Annotated in this window: 18 protein-coding genes; 2 read left to right on the top strand and 16 right to left on the bottom strand. The window is 36.3% G+C overall.

The features are described from left to right. Positions 1–31: 31 nt before the first annotated feature. Positions 32–1,279: a LysM domain-containing protein gene (locus NW240_RS06235; RefSeq protein WP_258436639.1), complete on the bottom strand. Its 1,248-nt coding sequence runs from the start codon at positions 1,277–1,279 to the stop codon at positions 32–34. A gap of 220 nt (positions 1,280–1,499) precedes the next feature. Between NW240_RS06235 and NW240_RS06230 the strand changes: the two genes are divergently transcribed. Next, positions 1,500–3,512, top strand: coding sequence for an acyltransferase family protein (locus NW240_RS06230; protein WP_258436638.1), 2,013 nt, complete (start codon positions 1,500–1,502; stop codon positions 3,510–3,512). Positions 3,513–3,563: 51 nt separating this feature from the next. On the opposite strand, the gene rlmH is transcribed toward NW240_RS06230, so the two are convergent. The 11 genes from rlmH to NW240_RS06175 all read right to left on the bottom strand — a co-directional run bounded on the left by rlmH (position 3,564) and on the right by NW240_RS06175 (position 17,538). Beyond that, complete coding sequence (gene rlmH, locus NW240_RS06225; protein ID WP_258436637.1) at positions 3,564–4,046, bottom strand: 23S rRNA (pseudouridine(1915)-N(3))-methyltransferase RlmH; 483 nt, start codon at positions 4,044–4,046, stop codon at positions 3,564–3,566. A gap of 100 nt (positions 4,047–4,146) precedes the next feature. Beyond that, on the bottom strand, positions 4,147–5,439 hold the full coding sequence (locus NW240_RS06220; RefSeq protein ID WP_258436636.1) for a S1C family serine protease: 1,293 nt from the start codon (positions 5,437–5,439) through the stop codon (positions 4,147–4,149). 114 nt (positions 5,440–5,553) lie between these two features. Next, a complete protein-coding gene (locus NW240_RS06215; protein ID WP_258436635.1) occupies positions 5,554–6,444 on the bottom strand; it encodes an MBL fold metallo-hydrolase in 891 nt (296 codons plus the stop codon). A gap of 34 nt (positions 6,445–6,478) precedes the next feature. Beyond that, positions 6,479–8,398, bottom strand: a complete 1,920-nt coding sequence (locus NW240_RS06210) for a DUF2207 domain-containing protein (protein WP_258436634.1) — start codon at positions 8,396–8,398, stop codon at positions 6,479–6,481. A gap of 20 nt (positions 8,399–8,418) precedes the next feature. Next, complete coding sequence (locus NW240_RS06205; RefSeq protein ID WP_258436632.1) at positions 8,419–10,299, bottom strand: DUF2207 domain-containing protein; 1,881 nt, start codon at positions 10,297–10,299, stop codon at positions 8,419–8,421. 47 nt (positions 10,300–10,346) lie between these two features. After that, entirely contained in the window at positions 10,347–11,234 is an 888-nt protein-coding gene (gene yycI, locus NW240_RS06200) for a two-component system regulatory protein YycI (protein ID WP_258436631.1), read from the bottom strand. Between the two features lie 26 nt (positions 11,235–11,260). After that, positions 11,261–12,667 carry a hypothetical protein gene (locus NW240_RS06195; protein WP_258436629.1) on the bottom strand — a complete coding sequence of 469 codons (1,407 nt, stop codon included), beginning with the start codon at positions 12,665–12,667 and terminating at the stop codon, positions 11,261–11,263. After that, on the bottom strand, positions 12,667–14,517 hold the full coding sequence (gene walK, locus NW240_RS06190) for a cell wall metabolism sensor histidine kinase WalK (RefSeq protein ID WP_258436628.1): 1,851 nt from the start codon (positions 14,515–14,517) through the stop codon (positions 12,667–12,669). The genes NW240_RS06195 and walK overlap by 1 nt, the downstream gene beginning before the upstream one ends. Before the next feature lie 11 nt (positions 14,518–14,528). Then, positions 14,529–15,233: a response regulator YycF gene (gene yycF, locus NW240_RS06185; RefSeq protein ID WP_258436627.1), complete on the bottom strand. Its 705-nt coding sequence runs from the start codon at positions 15,231–15,233 to the stop codon at positions 14,529–14,531. A gap of 152 nt (positions 15,234–15,385) precedes the next feature. Then, complete coding sequence (locus NW240_RS06180; RefSeq protein WP_258436626.1) at positions 15,386–16,069, bottom strand: O-methyltransferase; 684 nt, start codon at positions 16,067–16,069, stop codon at positions 15,386–15,388. Positions 16,070–16,140: 71 nt separating this feature from the next. Next, complete coding sequence (locus tag NW240_RS06175) at positions 16,141–17,538, bottom strand: hemolysin family protein (protein WP_396134599.1); 1,398 nt, start codon at positions 17,536–17,538, stop codon at positions 16,141–16,143. Positions 17,539–17,750: 212 nt separating this feature from the next. Between NW240_RS06175 and cbpA the strand changes: the two genes are divergently transcribed. Then, positions 17,751–18,383 carry a cyclic di-AMP binding protein CbpA gene (gene cbpA / locus NW240_RS06170; RefSeq protein WP_258436623.1) on the top strand — a complete coding sequence of 211 codons (633 nt, stop codon included), beginning with the start codon at positions 17,751–17,753 and terminating at the stop codon, positions 18,381–18,383. Between the two features lie 53 nt (positions 18,384–18,436). Here the strand turns inward: cbpA and NW240_RS06165 are convergent, their stop codons facing one another. The 4 genes from NW240_RS06165 to NW240_RS06150 are packed head-to-tail and all read right to left on the bottom strand — an operon-like array spanning position 18,437 to position 22,174. Continuing rightward, positions 18,437–19,066 (bottom strand): MBL fold metallo-hydrolase, encoded by a 630-nt coding sequence (locus NW240_RS06165; protein WP_258436622.1) that lies wholly within the window; start codon positions 19,064–19,066, stop codon positions 18,437–18,439. A 9-nt stretch (positions 19,067–19,075) separates the two neighbouring features. Beyond that, the gene (alr, locus tag NW240_RS06160) at positions 19,076–20,290 is read right to left on the bottom strand and encodes an alanine racemase (protein WP_258436621.1); all 1,215 of its coding nucleotides are present in this window, start codon (positions 20,288–20,290) and stop codon (positions 19,076–19,078) included. Between the two features lie 11 nt (positions 20,291–20,301). Continuing rightward, positions 20,302–20,691 (bottom strand): holo-ACP synthase, encoded by a 390-nt coding sequence (acpS, locus tag NW240_RS06155; RefSeq protein ID WP_258436620.1) that lies wholly within the window; start codon positions 20,689–20,691, stop codon positions 20,302–20,304. 16 nt (positions 20,692–20,707) lie between these two features. Beyond that, positions 20,708–22,174: a DEAD/DEAH box helicase gene (locus NW240_RS06150; RefSeq protein WP_258436619.1), complete on the bottom strand. Its 1,467-nt coding sequence runs from the start codon at positions 22,172–22,174 to the stop codon at positions 20,708–20,710. Positions 22,175–22,206: the final 32 nt, after the last annotated feature.

Here is a 22,206-nt window from a genome sequence, read left to right as displayed (position 1 = left end):
CATCAATTGTAGTGAGAACTTTAAATATCAATTAGTTATTAAAAGAGACATGTACGTGGTCATAATGGTTTTGCGTCACACTACCACGATCTTCCATTGGTTGCCATTGACCACCAGTCCAGTTACCATAAATTTGTTGTTTCCAGATAACATAAGCAATATTGTTATTACCCATATTAGCAATTGCGTCTGCAGCGATTTGATCGCCTAATGCAGAACCAACTGGTACCATAAAATCAACAGCTAATCCTCTACCATGGTCGCCACTATCTCCAGGTCTTAGCCCATATGCAGTAACTCCGTACTGATTAGCAATGCGGCTGCCGTAATTAGCAGCTGATTGTGATACGCCAGCTAATGTCGATGGTATAGAATAATTAGTGGTTACTTCTTCATTAACATCCCCTACTAATTCCTCTGTAACAGGTGTTTCTTCTACCTTTACTACTTCTTCAATAATGTCTTTGGTAGTTACAGTTGATTCAGTCAACTCTTCTGACTGTTCAACTTCTTCAATAACGTTTTCAAGCTCAACAACACTTGATTGTGTTGTTTCTAATTCAACATCTTCTGCTTCAACAGCTTCTTCTACTTGGATTGTTTCTTCAGCTATTGATTCATTAGGTTCTTCATTTTCAATTACGGGACTTACTGTAGCTTCTTGAGTCGTTGAAACTTCTTCAATAGTCGTTTCCACAATTTCATCAGCCAAAACTTCTTCCTCTACAGGAGGGATTTCATTTACTAACTCCGCAGTTGTTTCAACAACTTCTTCTACTTGGATTGTTTCTTCAGCTATTGGTAATTCTTGTTCTACTTCAAAATCTTCTGCTTCACTAACGTTTAAAATGATTTCTTCAACTTCAGGCTCTTTTTCAAAAACAACTTGTTGATCTTCAGTTTCAGCTTCAGGAGTTAGACTGACTGGAATATCCATTTCAAATGTTTCACCAGCCGAAGTTTCAACGTTTAACTTTTCAGCTTTATGATTAATGTCATATTGAGCAACTAATTTTGTTTCTGGATAAATAAGGTTAACATTTTCAATTTGGTTAGCTGCAGCAAGAAAATCTAAATCAATATCCATTGCTTCAGCAATTGCTCCAAGGGTGTCTCCGTATTTTACAATGTAGGTCATTTGATTGTCTTCATTTACCGTTAATTCAGCACTTATTTCCTCAACCGTACGCGCATTCCAATTTTGAGCCGATGTAATCGCCACTGGGGTTAACATCAACATTAGCGAAGCACCTAAACTCACTTTCTTGTTAAATTTCATTTTATATACACCTCAAATAGTTTATTTTCTTAAGTAATTGTAGTTTAATTCAATTACTTTTCTTAAACAAGATTTAAACGGTCAAATTAGTGAATTGATTTGGTTCTGTAACCTCTCAAACATATTCAATCGTTTTATGTAATCTCTTTGTAAAACTTCACGCTTCCTTCAAATTTTTATGATAAAATAATTTTCTACATAATAGTAAAGGAAGGGTATTATGCCTCGGATTAAATCATTTGACGGTATTAAAGGAATTGCTATTTTTTTCATCATTCTCTATCATCTATGGCCAAGTATTTTTCCTGGCGGATTTTTAGCAGTCAATGTTTTTCTCGTTATGGGAGCCTATTTTTTGGCCTTAAAAGTCAACGAAGATGAAAATCTAACGACTTGGCAGTCACTATTCTCTCTATTCTTAAAAACAATTCACCGTTTATTCTTTCCTATGATGTGGTTGATTATTTTGATTCTAGTCTTTCTTCAAATTTTTAACCCTCTCGTACTCAAGTCTATGCGCGCCGAACTGTTTGCGAGTCTTTTTTTTGCTAATAATTATTTTCAAATCTTAAATGGTCGCTCATACTTTACAGACATGGCAGTAACTTCTTATTTAACACATTTATGGTATGTAGCCATTTATCTTCAGTCCTTTATACTGACTGGATCCTTAGTCTTTTTAAGCAAAAAAGTAAAAATACCCGCTATTTATTTAAGTGTATTTTGGCTTTTAATTTTTAGTTTATGCACTTTTTTAACTGCTAATGGCTATTCTTATCAAGAGGATCCCTCAAGCATTTACTATGGATTTCAAACGCGCTATGCTTCATTTGCCATAGGGGTGGCTAGCTATTATCATATTCAATTTATCCACGAAAAAATTGAAACGATTCAAAAAAGTCAATTAAGAATGCATTACTTCTTTATTGTCATTACGTCCTTAATATTATTACTCATTCAGTTTCTTTCTCTATCTGACCAAGAAGCTGCAGCCTATATGTTAGGGCTTCCTTACTCTAATATATTTACAGCCCTACTTATTATTGGCGTTGGACAAAAACTCGTCATCTTCGAAAAGGTTTTGGGTAATAAAACCTTTACTTGGTTAGGAAAAAGATCTTATAGTATATATCTTTGCTATTACCCTCTCTTAGTAATTATTTATGGCTTCCAGCGTGTATTTGCTGAGTATATTGATGTACTAAAGCTAATGGGCCTGTGCTCAATTATCTTTTTTTCTTCTATCTTTTACTATGTTTTTGAGTCCAACCGTTTCCATATGCTTTTCTCAAACAAAACTAGGTTAAAAAGAAAGGTTCACTGGATTAGAAGACAATTACATTTTCCAATTAGAAACAAAAAAGATTTTGGTCTTACAATGACTTATCTCTTCTTAATAATTGCTAGTTTGACTGGCCTTTTTAGAAGTAATAATCATATACCGCTTGCTTTGTTTGATCTAGAATATGGAATCTATGCCACCAATCCAAATCCATTTAGCCCTTATTATAAAATTGACCAAACATTCAAAAGTTCTCAAAAACGTTTGAATGATTTTGATAAAATAGCGGCAAGTAATTTTTCATACTCTATCGACCAAACGACAGTCGCTGATCAAGCCATTCAATCTTTTCAACAAGATTCCATATTAAACCAAATTGGACATCTCTCTCAGCAGAAGAGGCAAAGATTTGAAATAATTCAAAGTGAATTACCGAAACTATCAACTATATTAAGCCCACAAGAAATTCTCTATGCGAACGAACTTCCTATCACACTATTCGGAGATTCGGTGGCTCAATTTATTGGAGCTAGCATTAATAAACTTTTTGAACAAGCTAATGCATTCGGTTACGTCAGTTTAAATATCTGGACTTCTTATGATAAATTTCAAGCACTTTTAGACCAAGGTTTAGTCAAGGATAATTTAGTAGTTAACTTAGGAACCAATGGCGGACTAGATGTTCCTGCCGTTGAAGAATTAATTGAAATGGCCGGTGAGCGTGAAATATACTTAGTCAATTCAAATTCTGATATCGAATTTTTAGATCAAATTGATCAAGTGATTCAAACTCTTACGCAAAAATATCCAAATGTTCATTTAGTCGATTGGCGAGCTATCTCAACAGGTCATCCTGAATATTTTCGTGAAGATGACATTCACCCAAGTATGGAAGGGGCTGAATTTTATCTTTTAGAACTTGCTAAAACAGTCTATCAAAATCGTCCATAAAAACATTCAACCTCAGATGGAAATTATCCATCTGAGGTTTTTAAAAATTACTTATTTATGATAGGCATGATTATTAATAATACGAAAAGATCGATAAATTTGTTCAATTAAAACTAATCGTATCAACTGGTGAGGAAGGGTGATTCTGCCAAATGAGATGGCTTTATCACTTGATTTCTTCAATTTTTCAGCTAAGCCTAATGAACCCCCAATAATAAAGCTAATATGCGAGTGTCCATAAGTAGCAAATTGATTCATGGACTTAGCTAAATCCTCTGATGTTATTAGGTCCCCTTCAATAGCTAAAACAAACACTTTACTTTGCTTATTTAATTTTTTCTCAATTCGCTCAGCTTCTTGTTCTAGAAGCTGTTCAATCTCTGTATCGGTCATTTGTTCTTTAGTAGCTTCATCAGCTACCTCTTGAATAGAAACCTTGGCATAGGCTGACAATCGTTTGAGATATTCAGACATGCCTGCTTTAATATACTTTTCTTTAACTCTACCCACACAGATTATATCGACATGTAGCATTCCTTACTCCTTTCATTATTTGAATAACTGTTAATAAAACAAAGACTTATCCACAGTTTATTATAAAAGTTGTGGATAAGTCTATGTGTTTGTGGATAAACTAATAAGGAACCACACTGTTAGATTCTTCGGACTCTTCCTCAGATGGGAAAGGCTGAATTTCTGTAGGATTTTCAACCGCTGCTTCTAAAGTAATTTCTATCTCCATGTCTTCTTTAGCACGACGTATAGACAATTTCACTTTATCGCCTACTTTGTATTCATAGAGGAATTTTTTCAAATCATTAATTGTCTCAATTTCCTTACCATCAATGGCACGTATTAAATCGTACTCTTTAAGACCCGCTTTAGCAGCCGATCCTTCCGGCTCTACTTCACGAATAAAGGCTCCTTTAACATCTTCTTCATCTAGGTCCATTACTTGGGTACGATAATCGGGATGCACTAGTCTTAAGCTAGTATAACGGATGCCCAATACGGGTCTGACAACTTCTCCATTTTTCTCAAGCTGACCAATGATATCTACCACATCTGAAGATGGAATAGCAAAGCCCATTCCTTCTACACCTGTAGCCGATAATTTACTTGAATTAATTCCAATTAATTGACCGGAGGAATTTAAAAGGGCTCCCCCTGAATTACCAGGGTTAATTGCCGCATCGGTTTGCAGTAAACTCATATCCCAATCTGGTACACCATCGCCATTTAAATCTACTGGCACTGACCGGTCTAAACCAGAAACAATACCTTTGGTTACCGACGTTGCAAATTCACTTCCTAAAGGTGACCCAATTGCAATAGCGACTTGTCCAACTTGTACGTTATCAGAATCTACAAATTCTAAGGCTTTGCTAGCTACAGAAGCATCGATCGTTATTACAGCTAAATCACTTAAAACATCACTTCCGATGATTTCTGCTTTAACTGTTTCACCATTTTTTAAACGCACTTCTAAAGCATCAGCACCTTCAATTACGTGATGATTGGTAACAATATAGGCTTTATCACTATCTATGCGATAGACAACCCCAGATCCTTCACCAATCACTTGTAAGTCGTTATCTTCTTCATCCGGCATAAAGTATTGATTATACTGATATTGCCAAAAAGGATCTAATCCTTGATTGCTCTTTTGCATGTTAGCAATTGAAACAACAGCTTCACTGGCTTGGTTCACTGTATCTACCATATTTTGTTCGTTTTCTGGTAATTGAATTGGGTCAGCAGTTTTAATTGCGTTTTCCACTTGAGTGGACTCTTGTGAAAAGGCCGAAAAGTCATTATGAAGGCTTAAACTACCCGCCATTAATAATGATAAGGTCAATCCAGAAAGACCCACAAAAATTTTACGCCATCTTTTTGTACCATCGTTTTGATTATATTCTTCGCTCATTGTTCCATCCGTCCTTTCCATAATGTTTACAGAATGAACTATAACACTGTTTTTTAAAGAAAGTATGAATTATTATCGTTCATTTAATATAAATTGAGTAAATTTTAGTTCTATTTAGATTTTTTGAATAGGAGTAGCCTCAATTGGATCTGTCATGTGGAGCGTTAAATCATTTGCGGTATCCACATCATATTCTTGTAATATGTCTTCCATCGTTAACATGGCTAATTCCTTAGTATTGTTATCCTGGCTTAAGTGTCCAAGATAGATATCTTTAGTTTTTGAACCCATTAAGTCTCGGATAGCTAGTGCTCCATCTTGATTAGATAAATGACCTTTATCACTAAGGATACGCTGTTTTACAGACCAAGGATAAGGACCATATCTCAAAAGTTCAATTTCATGATTAGACTCTATCAAATAGGCATCCGCATTCCTAAGTTGACTGCGCAACCGATCGGATACATAACCTGTATCCGTCAACATTACAAATTGTTTATTACCTTTTTGAAAGGCATAAAACTGTGGTTGGGCTGCATCGTGACTCACATTGTAACTTACAATATCAATATCACCCAATTGCAACATGGTCTCCGGTTCAATATATTGTTTATTTTCTGGGGAAATCTCACCGACCATTCGTTCCATTGCCTTCCAAGTTTCTCTGTTAGCGAATATAGGAAGATTATAGCGACGAGAAAGAACGCCTACCCCATGAATATGATCCTTATGCTCATGTGTGACAAAGATCGCATCGACTAGACTAATATCACGGTCGATTTGTTTAAATAAAGACTCAATCTTTTTCCCACTTAATCCCGCATCGACCAGAAAACGTTTCTGGCCCGACTCAATATAAGTACAATTGCCAGTTGATCCACTTGCTAAAATAGAGAAGCTTAAGTCGGTCCGTTGGGCTGAGACATCTTCTATCTTTTCTTTAGTTGTCTGACTTTGATAGTTGGTATATAATTGTTGCTCAAATTCCAGCTTTGCTTCTTCCATTTACGCTCACTCCTGTCCTATTAAATAAGCCCAACTAAAATCCTCCTGAGAAAGTGCCTCCACCGGATCCACCCATCGATCCACCAGAGAATCCACCACCGAATCCGCCTTTATTATTCCCTGCAAAGCCACCTTGTCCTGTCGATTGCGGTGAAACAGACTGAATGGATTGAGTCACTTGATTGCGGAATAAAGACCCATAGAGGTAGGGATGCGCCAATGGATAGTGCCTTTGTCCTTGGGCTTGAATTTCGCTCGGTTTAAACTCCAACTCAATTGCTTTAACAACCCTATCCGCAACCCCTAAACTCGTTGCAAAGACCAAATACTCCTCCCACAGAGGTAAAGAGGCAATTTTTCGAACATTAAAACGCCCAATATCTTTTAACATTTTTCTGAAAGCTTGCCATTTGTCTCTCATCTCTTGTTGCTCGGTGGTCATGAGTGGATGTTTTTTCATGACTATGCGCATATAGATGTATAGTCCAATTGATAAGACTGACCCAATTCCGATAATCATCCCGATAATATTCATCGGTAATAAACGAGTGATATCCAAACTATATAAAAAGAGTAAATTAATAATAATTCCAGCAATCATTAAAATAAGCGCTGTATTATTGGTCACTTCTATTTTTCTTGTCTCAACTAGAGCTTGGCCTAAAAACTTTTCACCTTCGGCTGCTAATTTATTTTTAAATCTTAACCAATAGCGATACTGTTTCTTGCGAAAAGAAGGGTTGTCTTCAGCTAACTGGTCTAATTGAGCTAAAGTAACACCGGCTCCTTCATTTGCTTGAGTAAAGTAATCCCAAACAAATTTCTCATGCTCTAGAATACCTTCTGGATAATCCGTTCCCCAATGAAGTGGGGTGATCATTACAGTTTCAGCAGACTGTTTTCTACCTGGTTGGGCCTCTATTTTCAACCAACCTTTTTGAACCAGGTGTAAAAGAGTCGCAACGAAGTCATCTTCATTTGGCCATTCACGAAGATATTTAGTTGCCATCTGCCCAGGTGTCGTTTTTTCAGGTAAATCATAAAAGTAATCTGGTACATAAACGGGTTGAGGATTTAACCGCTCAGATTGACGACGATATTTCATTAAGCTAAAAAAAAGTAATAAAGGAGGTGCGACTGAGCCCAGTATAGCCATTGTGTAGGCAATCATTTTCATTTGATCTACATTTTTAGCATCTTTTTCTACTTGCCCTTGGGCAGCTTTTAAGATTTGATCTAATCGCTTTTCATCGACCTTATTAAGGTTTAAGGATGTCCAATCAGTAGGAAACACAATCTGTCCTTCAACAAATTGACTGGCTTTGCGCTGAGGAACGTCTAGATAGACAACCGTTTTTTGATCTTCTTCGACAATTCTTACCTCCCCTTGAGGAGCCCCATAACCCCATGCACGGACCTCTTCTTTACTTTCAGCTTTTTGTGGAAGTTCGATGCGAATTTGAACGTCTGTTGTATAGTTTGAGCGTCCAAATTGTCTAAGAAGTTCCGCGGTATCTTGATAATTAGTGACTAATTGTTCAAGGGTATATTGAAAAACAAAATACTTGCCTTCGTTTTCTAAGGGGTAGAAAATCTTGCTCTTAAGGATGCCGTTTTCCTCTTGCGTTTGATAAGTCCCTCTGTTTTCAGTATTGGCTAAATTCAAGGGCTTGATTGAACCTTCCTTATTCTCACTAATACCCACTGAAAAGTTTGAAAGTTGATAACCCTCATGATCCAATTCAAATAAGACACCGTTCATAAAATCTGCATCATAATACTGATAATCTGTAAATTCAACACTTCCATCTTCCATTACCTTGGCATTAATAAACTGATCGGTAATTGAAAAATTAACTTCTTGAGCAGCTATTACTGGAGTTAAGGACCCTGCTAAAACGCACAGAAATGTCACTACAAAAGCCAAAACCTTTTGAATGCGATACTTAATCATAAAAATACCTCCTCTTTCGCCTAGTCAACTTCTGAAAAACGACGTAACCATTTACCTTTAGGATCAATTAGTTCAATCCATTCTTTGATAGCTGGTTGTAAAATATCTGCAACAGACCCATGGACACGATAAAAATCACCATTTTGACTTCTACTATTTTTTTCTAAGTCCTTCATGTCAAAATGATGGGTAAATGCTTGTTGAATAGTAGCTGTTTCATCTAAACAGACAGCGTAGATTAATATTTTTTCCCACTGGTCAATCGTTGAGTATTTTGTTAAATCGATTTGATTGATATTACGTAGATCTTTTTTATAAGCATTCCATACGAGTTGTTGTTGATTGGTTGAATTCATCTGCTTTCTTTGCTTATTTAATAAGAAAAGAAACGCCGCTTGAACGATCAACATACTTCCAAGCAGTAACAACACCCAAATCAACCATTGACTTCTTTGCTGATTAACCAAGTCGTAAGATATTCCTATAGCTGAGAGAACGGTTAAAAATATAACAGTTATCGCGATAAGAGTTGAGAAATTTTTATTTTTTGCTTTTAAATGATCTGCTGACACGCTTTTAACTTCAATGGCATCGGTATATTTTTTCCATAGATCGTGATACTTCTTCTTATTTTGTTTTCTTTGTCGAATTTTGGTAATGATTTCTTCCAAAGTTATAACTGAACCTTCCTTCACATCTATACTAATTAGTTGTAAAACATAGCGTTCATGGCTTGGAAGGAGAGTTTGTATTGATGGGTCTTCTGCCAAGCGAAAGGCCAAAGTGAAACCACTTCTTATTCGACTGTGGCTCCTATTTTTCATCCTAACAGGAAGAATCTTCAAATACCCTTTTCTTCCTAATTCTAAAAGGCTAGCAGCTAACTCATTAGGCCCAGGGGCTTGATTATAAACAACCGCATTAACCAAATAGGCATCCATCGGTTCAGGAACCATTCCTAGCCTTGTTTTTTCAATTACGGAAGCTTTTTGATTCTTTTTATTTAATTGGTAGCTACGATAAAGCAAGAATGTCCCCATAAGAGGGAATAAAACAGCTAAAAAGATTTTCACTAATGATTGATAATTTTTTTGTTTAATCTGAGCTGTTAAATCTTTTTGAATTTGCGTTTCTCTCGCTTCAATCGATTGTCTCCCTTTAATATCAATTATATTTGAATTATTAGGGGTAACCGATTTAGGGAAGAGGGTATGGAGAGAAACAGGACTAGTCTTATCTTTAATTTGAGCGATGACAAGATTCAAAGTCAAGCTTGTTTGACCTTCTCGATTCAGAAATTCATACTTCTCTACTCCACTACCATATAACCAATAACGTATCATTTCTTCCTCTACTTGACCTGCAAAAGATAAGACCAATTGAAGTTCGTTCGTTCGTTCTTTAGCTGTATCGACTAAAGGAATCCAACTTCCTTCAAAATAAGCTCCATCTTGATAATTAATCACTGATTGTTGCAAATCATATTCGATAACATATTCTACTGTTTTATCGACAACCGGATAGCTTATATTCAGCTTAGCTTCTTGTGGGGTTTGAATCAATTGATAACTTCCTGCGACTCCACTAGAAGTTTCAGCAAAATAATTAATCGATTGGTCTTTCTCGATCATTCCCATTCGATAAGAAGATAAACTCTGATTTTCTATTGGGATTCTTATTTCTAATTGATTTAAGTAGTTAGCCTCAATTTGATAATATAAACGCACCCGCGTCTCACCTTTAGCATCAATCGTGGCTTTAATCGTTTGGCTTTTCACTTCATAGGAGTTTTCTTGCGCCATTACCTTTTTATTTAAAGCTCCTGCAACCAACAAAATAGAAAGAACGATGCTATAAATTATGTATTTTTGTATGCTCTGCAAGCAAAAACTAAGCTTCATATTATACACCTTTCATCTTTCAGCATTCAATTTAAGAAAATGGTTTTCTATGTTTTAGTCTTTGTATTAACAACATTACCCTTAATAGCATCTACTAACACAGAGACCGTTTGACCATTTTCTTTACGGTAGTAGATGACTTCCCAAGCTGGTAAATACAAATTAAATTGCTTGGTTTCGACTGAACGAAAATAGCCTAAAGTCATTGAGACAATTTCAGCATCATTAGGCAAGGTGGTATCAATTCGGTTTTCAATAACAGCAATTACCTCATTAGTTGAAATCAATTTTCTTTGATCTTCTAAACGCACAAAAGGGTCTTGATATGTTTGCATATAAGAGACCATATCATAATTTTCATCTAATAAAATACGAATCTCTGCTGTTCCGTCAGAGATTGGTACTGCTGATTTCATAGAAGAGTCTTCTAAACTTCCTCCTCTTTTAGTAACCATGCGAATTATAATCATCCGTTCTTGCGGAGAATACCAATGATTTAAATAAAGTTCTCCATTAATAAAGTAAGTGGGATCCTTTAATATATTTTCATGAATCCAAGCAAAATCTTCACTTGTTAAGCTGTGTGTTTCTTCTCCAAGTGATATATCCATTTCAACTGGACTTGAGAACTCGCTCACTAAAACACCATTTGGATCAATGGAAATGTTTTGATTTTGTAATTGTTGTCTTTTACTCCATAATTCATTGTTTGGTGTGTTTTTTAACACAGCTAATTCAGGAGCATTATCATTCATTTCGACAGCGGAACTAAATTTAATTCCACGATCTTTCATTTCCTGAACGGGATTTATTTGAGATGTTGGATCTTGAAAATTAAGACCAAATGCTCCGCGCTCTACTAGGAGATAGGCTAAAAATATATCAAACATTATAAAGAAAACGAGCAATATAATTTGTATTCTTTTGAAATCCATTTTTTCTCCCCTCTATATTTAACTATTTAAGCATTGGTCCTAGCATCTCTTTGTTGTAACATAATGCGTAAGCTACCATCTTTTAATTGGTCAATCGAGTACACTTGTGTACCTACAACAAAGAACCACTTAGGTACCAAGTTTACTTTCTTAAAATTCTCCATATCTTTTTGCCATTCAAAGCCTAAAATAATCTGGTTAAATTTTGAGAATTTAAGGTTTTGTTCTTCTAACAATTCAGCAATTTCTGAGCCCGATTCCACAATTTGAGGTGAAGATAAATCGGAAATATTTACGCCCAAAATCACCAAAGACATTTGTAGCTTTTCTAATTTCACTTGACTTCGTTGAGAAACAAAGTTCAATTTGCTCGCTCCATAATCTGGTATAGTAGGATCTGAAAAAATAGGCATTCCTGCTAAAAAACGACGTAAAATTAACTGGTTGTTTTGTTCAGAAAAGACCCTAACATCCTTTCCCCAATAATTAAATCGCTCGGTTAATTCGATACCTTTTACTAACAAGGCTTTTTGGGATATTAAATCCTCTTCACTTCTTAAAAGGCCATTGATTTGATTATTATGATGATTAACAGTCATCATATTGGTATCATCGTCAATCATTAAACTACTATTATAGGTGTGATAGGAACGTACATTATTTAGGTCAGGTTGAGTAATATCAAAATTAGCTCCTTCAAATACTGGGTCAATAAAATAGTTTTCTGGCACCTTCTCAAGTGAATATACCTGACTTGGAGAAGTTAAAGATTCTTTAGGCAAATATACTGTATCACGATTAATTTCATATTCTACCATTTCAATTCGATCGGAAGAGCCTGACTCAATTACAGAAAATAGTTGCTCAGTATCCATAGATTGTCTAATTCTACCCTCTAAAAACGATTTATTTATAGAATCTACAAAATATACTTTCCCTTCTTTTTCAGTAGGAAGGATGATCCGGTTAATCTTAAATTGAGTGGATATCCCTTCTGGTATTTCAACCATATCTTCTAATAAAAGTAAAGAAAGCTTTGTCAAATAGATAAATTGGATATGATCTTCACTCATAATTTCGTCCAATTTAATTGGATCAATCTTCGGTTGATTATCCACTAGTTCAGTGATAGGCTGATCAGTTAACTCATGAATTTCTTGGATAACTTGCGACTGGTAAGCATGATAGTAAGTACCTTCATTTTTAATAATAAGCTGGTAAGGGGTGACCATATCAGTAAGTTTTAGTTGATGTGTTTGAAAATAAGGTTGATCAATCGTTACCTCACCTATCTGCAACTCTGACTTTGGTAGATCTGCATACTTTTGATAAAGCATTTCAAATGCTTGATTATTAATTAAAAAATAGGAAAAAGTAACATTAATGAGAATAGCCATAATTAATGAGACTGAAATCCAAAACCGCTTTTTCATTAGGCATCCTCCCAATCATCTTCAAACTCAAGCTCAGTATAAGGAAGGGAGAAAAAGAAAGTTGATCCTTTATTCTCTTCACTTTTAACCCAAATTTTACCGCCATGAAGTTCGATTACTTCCTTAGAAATAGCTAGCCCCAAACCAGTTCCTCCTTGTTGACGCGAGCGTGCTTTGTCCACTCGGTAAAAACGATCAAAAAGATATGGAAGATCTTTTTGTGGAATTCCTAGGCCTGAGTCTTGCACACTAAATACAACATGATCGCGATAATCAGCTAGAGTTACTATTATTTTACTACCATCAGGTGAATATTTCATAGCATTATTCATTAAATTATCAATAACTTGCGTCATACGGTCTTGATCAATTTCTACATAAATTTCTTTTTTAGTTAAATGACGAATAATCTGATATTTAGGTTTAGCTTCACTTTCTAAGGTGAACTCTGCCCGGTCTAAAATATAGTTGACTAGGCGTTTAAAATCAATGTATTCAAAGTTCGGCTTCACTTGACCACCGTCTAATTTTGATAAATCTAGTAAATTGCCAATCATTCGAATCATTCGATTGGACTCTGATTGAATAACTTCAAGAAACTCTGGAGCAATCGTTTCATCTTTCCAAGCACCATCCACTAAGGCTTCTGAATAAGACTTAATACTTGTCAATGGTGTTCTTAATTCATGAGAAACATTGGATACAAAGTCACGTCGTTCCTGTTCATTTTTCTCTTGTTCAGTAACATCTTGGATTACACATACCAATCCAGTCACAAAGCCTGTTTCACGTCTGATGACTGAAAACTCACATTTTAAAACCGTTTTTGTTCCATCGACAAAACGATTGACTAAGACTTCACGATCTCCTTTTAAAAATTTTGCTAAAGTATAATTTTCATTGATTCCAAGTGTTTCCAGAATTGGCTGACCGACAGCTTCGTTTTGATACAGCCCCAGTAATAGTAAGGCTCGGTCATTTACTAACAAAATATTTCCTCGACGATCGGTACCAATTACGCCATCAGTCATGTGTCTTAAAACACCATCTAAACGTTGCTTTTCAGATTCAGTTGATTCTTGTGCATCTCTAACTTTCACAGCTAAATCATTAATCGTTAAAGCAAGGTCACCGATTTCATCGTGACCGAAGACTTCAGCCGGAAAATCATAAATTCCTTCTGAGATACGCAGTGCTTGTTGACGCATATTTTCAATAGGGGTAGTAATACCTTGCGAAAGCACAAAAGCTAAAATAAACCCAGCTAAAATGGCAATTAAAATAGCTCTTAAAAAAAGGTCTGTTACTTTCTCTCTTTGTTCATTTATACGGTCCATTTCTGTTTGCACAACAATAGCCCCTAACATAATGGTACGATCTCCCTTATTTGAAAGAATCGGTTTCACCACATGATAAGGTTGTTGGAAACGTATAAAATAATCATCCTCTAGCGGTCGTTGGTTAATTAAAACATTTCGAACTAATTCATCATTCGTTCGAGTTCCAATTGAAGAACGCTCAGCTAAGTCATTGGTAGCTAATAAGTACTCTTGTGAATTTACAATTTGAATTTTAGTGGAATAAGTAGAACTGAAAGAATCCAGCGCCTGTTCGAGGCGCTGGTTACGGTCTTCTGTCGTCAGTTGTTGGTCTTCTAAAATGGGGACAACATTATTGGAAAGGAAATCGATTTGCGTATTAATTTGTTCCTTCATCGCAGTAACGGTCTGTGTTTCCAACTGGTCAATAAAATAGATACTGACAAACTGAAAAACAATTACTAAAATTACTACAAATAGCAATGGAATTTTGACATAAATCGATTGAATCCATGAAAACGAACGATTCATTAAACTGCTCCCTACTCTTGATCTGGGTTCTTTAGGAAATAGCCAACCCCTCTTCTAGTAATAATATAGGTCGGATGACTTGGTAAGTCTTCGATTTTTTCACGCAAACGTCTTACTGTAACGTCCACCGTCCGAACGTCTCCAAAATAATCGTACCCCCAGACAGTTTCTAATAAATGTTCACGTGTCATCACTTGACCAATATGTAAAGAAAGGTAATGCAATAATTCAAATTCTCGATGCGTTAATTCAATCTCTGTTCCATTTTTTGAAACAATATAAGCATCTTGATGAATAATCAAGTCACCCACTTCGATATCGTTGTTTTGAGCGGCTTCTAGTTCCTCTTCTCTAACGGTATTTCGACGTAAGTTCGCTTTGACACGGGCGATTAGCTCACGGTTAGAAAAGGGTTTAGTAACATAATCATCTGCACCTAATTCTAAACCTAAAACTTTATCAATTTCAGAGTCTTTAGCGGTTAACATGATGATTGGAACAGAACTCGTTTTTCGAATCTCACGGCATACTTCTAGCCCATCCATTTTAGGGAGCATAAGATCTAGTAAAATAAGATCAGGTGATTTTTCAACAAATTTTTCAATTGCTTCTTCACCGTCATAAGCCGTCTCTACTTCAAATCCTTCATTCTTTAAATTAAACGTAATAATATCTGATATGGGTTTTTCATCGTCCACAACAAGAATTAGTTTCATGCTGTTTCACTCCTTGTCTCCTTCTCTTAGACAATACGCTAATGAGAAAGGATTTATTATTGGGCTTGCTACTCTATTTTCTTATATGCATATTATACCTTTATCAAGTAAATAGTCAAAATGCGACACTTTTATTTTACTCGATGATAAACTTAAAAATCCACCTTATCTGATTCCTTACGAATCATTAGCAATCCGTCTCCTAGCGGGATTAAACAGGACCGATGCTCCCTAGAGGACAATACTACTTGATGTAGCTCATTGAGTTTGCGATGAATTTTACGTACCCTTTTGGGAATCTCTTTTTCATCTTTTAAAATAGTTCCTCCCTGAAAAACATCATCAATAATTAAAATACCTCCACGTCTCAAAAGACGCATGCATTCAGGTAAAAATTCGATATATTTTGCCTTAGCTGAATCCATAAAGATTAAATCATATTCCTCATCCAACTGAGGTAATATATCTGCTGCATCTCCTTCAAGAAGTTCAATATAATCATTTAACCCCTGCTTAGAAAAATTTTCTTTAGCCCTTTCATACATGTCTGGGTATCGATCAATAGTCGTTAAGTGTCCTTCTTTATCTAGGTGTTGAGCCATTAAACTAGCTGAAAAACCAATGGCCGTTCCAATTTCTAAAATGCGGTGGGGTTGAAGGGTCGCACATAAAAAGTCAATAAACTTAGCTGTTTCATGAGGAATAACAGGAATGCATCTTTCATTGGCATAGGCTTCTATCTCTGCAACTTTTCCTTCAAAAGGCAATTGGCTTTCTCGCATAAACTGAACGATTGATTCCATAACCACTGGACGATGCATCATTTCGTTTAACATACTCTCATCTCCTTATAAACAAAGAATGAACGAGAGGGCCCCTTAGACTCACTCGTTCACTATGATTTATTTTATTTTTTTTCAGTATCTAAACCGTAATCATTCTCTCTACGATCGCTATCATGTTCAAAGTCATAGAGGCTATAATCTGTTTCTAAAGCATAGGCTGAGTCATGAGTGACTTGAATGCCACGGATTCTTCCACTTTCAACATTACTTGTTGTTAAAACATAGTCATTCATTCTGACTGATGTACGCTCGTCATCATCTGGAACATACCCTATCACTTGAATCATTAATCCAGCGATGGTATCCACTTCCTCTGAGTCTAGGTCCTCATCGAAATAGTGATTAAATTTTTCTAAAGTCATCACGCCATTGATATAATAATTCATATCGTCAATTTTGCGAACGACGGAAGCTGTAATATCGGACTCATCATTGATGTCGCCCACAATCTCTTCAATTAAGTCTTCTAAAGTAACAATTCCTTCCACACCGCCATACTCATCTCTTAAGATGGCCATATGTGTCTCTTCTCGACGGAACTCTAAAAGTAAATCATCAATATAGGCCGTAGAAGGAACAAAAAGAGGGTCGTTAGCAATTTCTAAAAAGTCAATCTTGTCAAAACCTTGTTGACTAGCTGTTTTTAATAATTGTTTGACATGAAGTACACCAATAACATTATCCTTACTCTCTTCATAAATTGGTAAGCGAGAAAAAGGACTATTTAAAATGGTAGTGAGGATTTCATCGTACTCATCCTCAATGTCAATCATTTGAGTGTCAGTCCGAGGAACCATAACTTCTCTTGCCAGTTTAGAATCGAGCGATAAGACTCCTTCAAGCATTGAATACTCCGCTAAATCAATCGTTCCTTCTTGTTGACTTTGAGTTAGAATAGCTACCATTTCTTCACGCGTAAATTGATCATTATCGGCATTAAAATCAATAGGTGTTAACCTTTTTAAAAAGCCGGTAGAAACCGATAATAAAGCTACAAAGGGTGTAAATAATTTTTGAACCCATTCAACAATTGCACTAGTGGCCATTGCAACCTTATCCGGCATTTGCAAAGCGATTTGTTTAGGGTATAACTCACCTAAAACCAAGGTCACATATGAAAGTAAAACCGTAACAATGACTATTGAAAGGGTCTTGGCACCCGGAAAAACAGGTATCCATCTCACAATATAATCTGCAAAACTTGTTGCAGCTGACGCAGACGATAAGAAACCTGCCAAAGTGATTGCCACTTGGATGGTCGCTAAAAAATCATCCGCATTATCTATTAATCTTAGCACCCGTTGTGCTTTTTTGTTTTGCTCTTCTTCCGCTAACGTTCTCATTCTTGATTGGTTAATTGAAACAAAAGCAATTTCTGCTGCAGCGAAAAAAGCATTAATTGCTGTTAAACATAAAATTAAGACTAATTGCGCTATCAGTGAATTCTCCGAAGAGTCCATAGTTAAGTTCATTTCTCCTTTATGCATCTAAAAATTTCGACTACTTTTATAATAGGTAATTTCAATATAAAAAGCAATACTTTATCTGCGTAGAATCTTTCGAATCATTAAAAAATTATGAGAGAACAATTGCGCATTTTAATTACTGTGATAAAATAGGAGAATAGATGCTAACTTTTACCTAAATAACTAGTAATGAATTGGAGTAACTAATGATTGAAGACTTAATGACACCCAAAAAGGCCATTCTTACTCTACCAGAAACATGCACTTGTCTGGAAGCCGTTGAATTATTAGAAAAAAATAATCTTCGTTGTGCCCCTGTGGTAGATGATAGCCAATCCATTTTCCGCGGTAATATTTACCGTTTCCATATTTATCAATATAAATTTCACAACCCTGATGCCGACCTCAGCTCATTACCCGTCACCCGCTTTTTAAAAAACACTACCAAAATCATCCGTATTCATCATTCTATTTTGGAATTGTTTTTCGCTATAAAAGACCTGCCCTATGTTGCTGTCTTAAGTAAGGAACATACCTTTTTAGGAATTGTGGAACACACAAACTTTCTAAGTTTTTTGAATCAAGCTTGGGATATGCCGGTCGTAGGTTATATTCTAAAGGTTGAAGCCCTCGGTCAAAAGGGGAATCTCACCAAAATTGCCCGGTTAGTGAATCGTTATTGCGATATTTCCTCCTCAATGACCATTGATAAGACTAATTTTAATAACCACTCCTATATCCTCTTTCAAATTCACCAAGATACTAGTCGTCTAACCTTCCAAAATCTAGTTCAAGATTTGCAAAAGCGTAAGTACTCAGTTGAATTTTGGTATATTTAAAAATTAACCCCGTTAACTTTGCTTAAGACAATGTTTAACGGGGCTTTTTATCATTATTTAGGAAAATAAGGATTATTTTTTCGCTCTTTGCCAACAAGCGTTGGAGCACCATGGCCAGGGTACAACTTATAATTATCATCTAGAGGTAAAATTTCGCGTTGAATACTTTCAATTAATTGTTGATGACTCGCATTCGTTAAGTCCGTACGCCCAACACTACCTGCAAAGACCAAGTCACCAGATATGACAAATTCATCTTCATCAAATAAATAAATCACATGGCCTGGGCTATGACCGGGTGTATGTCTTACTTTAAATTTAAAGGAAGCGATAGATACTTCTCCCATGTTTTCCCAGAGGTGGTCTGCTTTACGCTGAATAATAGGTTGCGAGGCCATTGTCGACAAGTTTAAAGCAGGGTCACCGAGGAAATCAGCTTCTAAAGCGTGAACATAGACTGGAACTTTATAATAATCTCTCAATTGATCTAATCCACCAATATGATCAAAATGACAATGAGTTTGGAGAATTGCTTTAGGTTTCCAGCCTTCTCCATCAATCCACTCAATCAATTGATCCGCTTCTGCACCCGGATCAAAAAGGATGACCTCTTGATTAGGATGAATCACTACATAAGCATTCTCTTGCATAGGACCCACTGTTTTCATTGCTACTTTTAACATATTATCCTCCTATATATAAACTCGAGGGACTCGCTCACTAATACAGGATAGCATCTCATAAGAAATCGTTCCTGCCATATGTGCTAACAGGGATGGGTGATTATTGTAGTTACCATCTTGACCGATTAATGTGACTTCCGTTCCCACAGCAAATTCTTTAGGTAAGCGAATCATTAACTGGTCCATATTAATTACCCCTAAAACTGGACATGGATACCCTTCTACTAAAACCGGAATGTTAGCATAAGCTCGAAGCCAACCATCGGCATAACCAATTGGTATGGTACCAATCCATTCATCCTCCGGACTTTCATAGCTTGCTCCATAAGAAATACGCGTCCCTTTTTCAACTTTCTTCACATAAGACAATTCAGACAATAACTGAAAGGCTGGCTTCAAATTAAGTTCACTATTAGGATTGGTACTGCGTAAACTGTCCTTGTCTAAGTGATAAGCAGCAATCTGCCGATCAGTCACTAAATTATCAGGGACACTGTCTCTACTACTTAGACCATACATGGAAATGCCTAAGCGTATAATATCTGAATGGTCGCCAATCGCAGGGTGAAGTCCCATGGCTGAATTATCAAAGTGTCTTAAAGATACAAAATCAGGAATATAAGGAATTAGATCTTGCCAACGCTCCCATTGATAATCAATATAACTTAAGGGGCCACCACCAGCCGTTGCAAAATGAGTAAAGACTCCTTGCCAATCTAGCCATGAATAATCTTTAACACCTTCAACAAAGGCTAACACTTCTTCTTTGGTCCTTACCCCCACTCGAGACATCCCCGTATCTAGCTTCAAATGAAATTTTAATTGATTATCTTTCAACAGATTCTCTTGCTGATTCTTTTTAAGCTGGTAAAATGCTTGCTCAAAAAAGCTTAAATCTGAAACAGTAATCGTTAAATCATAATATAAAATCTCGGCTATTCCATAGGGTAATGTCAAGCCCATGACTAAAATAGGCGTGTTAGTCAGACCCGCCTTACGGAGTTGAATGGCTTCATCTACTGTTGCAACACACAAGCCATCGACACCCGCTTCAAGGGCTACCTTAGCAACCGGAATGGCTCCATGGCCATAGGCGTTGGCTTTAACTACTGCATATATTTGTTGATGTGAAGCTTTCTTATTTTGGTATAGCTTGATGTTATGTTTGATATTTTCTAAACTAACGACTGCCTGCGTTGGGCGATGTTCACTTGCTCGATACATTTTGTGACTCCTTACGACTTAATAAATTTTTGATAGGCTTGATCAATCATTTGCTGATCACAGTCAATTACGACCATAGCCGTTGCATAATCTTGACTGTGACTAATCGATACTTTAGCATGCTTTACTATTGGACCTGCTGTAATCACAGGTCGTCCTCTCTCGTCATTAATAATTGAAATATCAGAGAACTTCAACTGTCCAATCCCTGTACCAATAGCTTTAGCATAAGCCTCTTTAGCACAAAAGCGGCCAGCCAAGTAAATGAGCTGCCGCTGAGAGGGATATTTATCAAATACTCGTAGTTCTTGATCTGATAATATTTTATTTGGGAAAGATTTGTGTCTAGTTAAGGCCTTAGCAATCCGATCAATTTCTACAATATCAATTCCTATCTCCATTTTAATACCTCAAATTTTAACGCTCTTTTTTCTTCATCTTAAAGTTTTTCTTGTTAGACTTTGAATAATTTCCTTTATTACTGTTGGAATATTTATTGCGGGACGATTTGCCAGTCTTCTTGCGATAATTGTCGCGGTTATTCCGCTTTTTACGATCCGCATTTGGTAATGGCTTTTGCGGCGAAATAGAAACGGCAATTTCGCGACTTTCTGAAACAATTTGACCTAGAAGGGCTGCTACCAAGTCTTCTGCTTCATAGTTAGCTAAGAGCAATTTAGCATTTTGACGACTATGATTAATTTGATCGCCTTCTAATTGTTCATTAATCTGTTCGATAATCTGGTGAATTTGTCCTTGTTGTGCTTCTTGAATGGTCGGTGGTTTCATTGGTTGCATTTGCTTACCTACTAATTTTTCAATAGTTCTTAAATAAGGCATTTCAGTCGGTAAGACAAAGGTTAGTGACATTCCTTCATTACCTGCACGTCCTGTACGACCGATGCGGTGAACATAAGACTCAGGATCCTGTGTAATGTCATAGTTATAAACGTGTGTAACACCGGTAATATCTAGCCCTCTAGCGGCCACGTCGGTTGCGACTAAAAGTTCTACATTGCCTTTTTTGAAGGCATTAATCACGCTAGAACGTTTCTGCTGAGTAATGTCACCATGGATCACCTCTGCATTATAACCTCTTAGATTGAGACCGCGGCCGACTTCATCAACACGTTTTTTAGTCCGACAGAAAATAATTGCTTGCTTAGGCATTTGAACATCAAGAAAACGTGATAAAGCATCAAACTTCTCATCGTCACGACACTTGGCGTAGAATTGCTCGATTAAATCCGCTGTTACATGTTTTGTTTCAATATGCACATGGGCAGGCGATTTAAGGAATTGATCTGCTAAGTTTCGAATAGCTGGTGGCATTGTAGCTGAGAAGAGTAAAGTTTGCCTTGCCTCAGGTGTTTTAGAAACAATGGACTTGATATCTTCAATAAATCCCATATTTAGCATTTCATCTGCTTCATCTAAAACCAAAGTTTGTACATGTTCTAATTTCAAAACTTTTCTGTTGATTAAGTCTAATAACCGTCCTGGAGTCCCCACAATAACTTGTGGTTTATTACGCTTAATGCGCTCGATTTGCTTACCAATTGGTGAGCCGCCGTAGACCACATAAATACGCGAACGAACACCTTTACCTAAGCGGAATAATTCTTCCTGAACTTGGATAGCGAGTTCTCTTGTTGGAGCAACCACTAAGCTTTGAATATTGTCATGGTTAGTTTCTAATTTGTTTAATAAAGGCAATCCAAAAGCCGCTGTTTTTCCTGTTCCTGTTTGTGCTTGACCGATTAAATCACGGCCTTCAAGTGCTACAGGTATTGCTTTTTGTTGGATTGGAGTCGGTTCTTCAAATCCTAACTCGTCAAGTGTTTTAACTAATCGTTCATCTAATTGTAAATCTTTAAATTTCAAATAATTCTTCCTTTTCTTTTTTTGATAAGAAT

Origin of the sequence: Facklamia sp. 7083-14-GEN3, from assembly GCF_024742075.1 — a bacterium.
In the GTDB taxonomy this organism is placed as follows: domain Bacteria; phylum Bacillota; class Bacilli; order Lactobacillales; family Aerococcaceae; genus Facklamia.
This window is presented reverse-complemented; position numbering and strand designations above follow the sequence as displayed.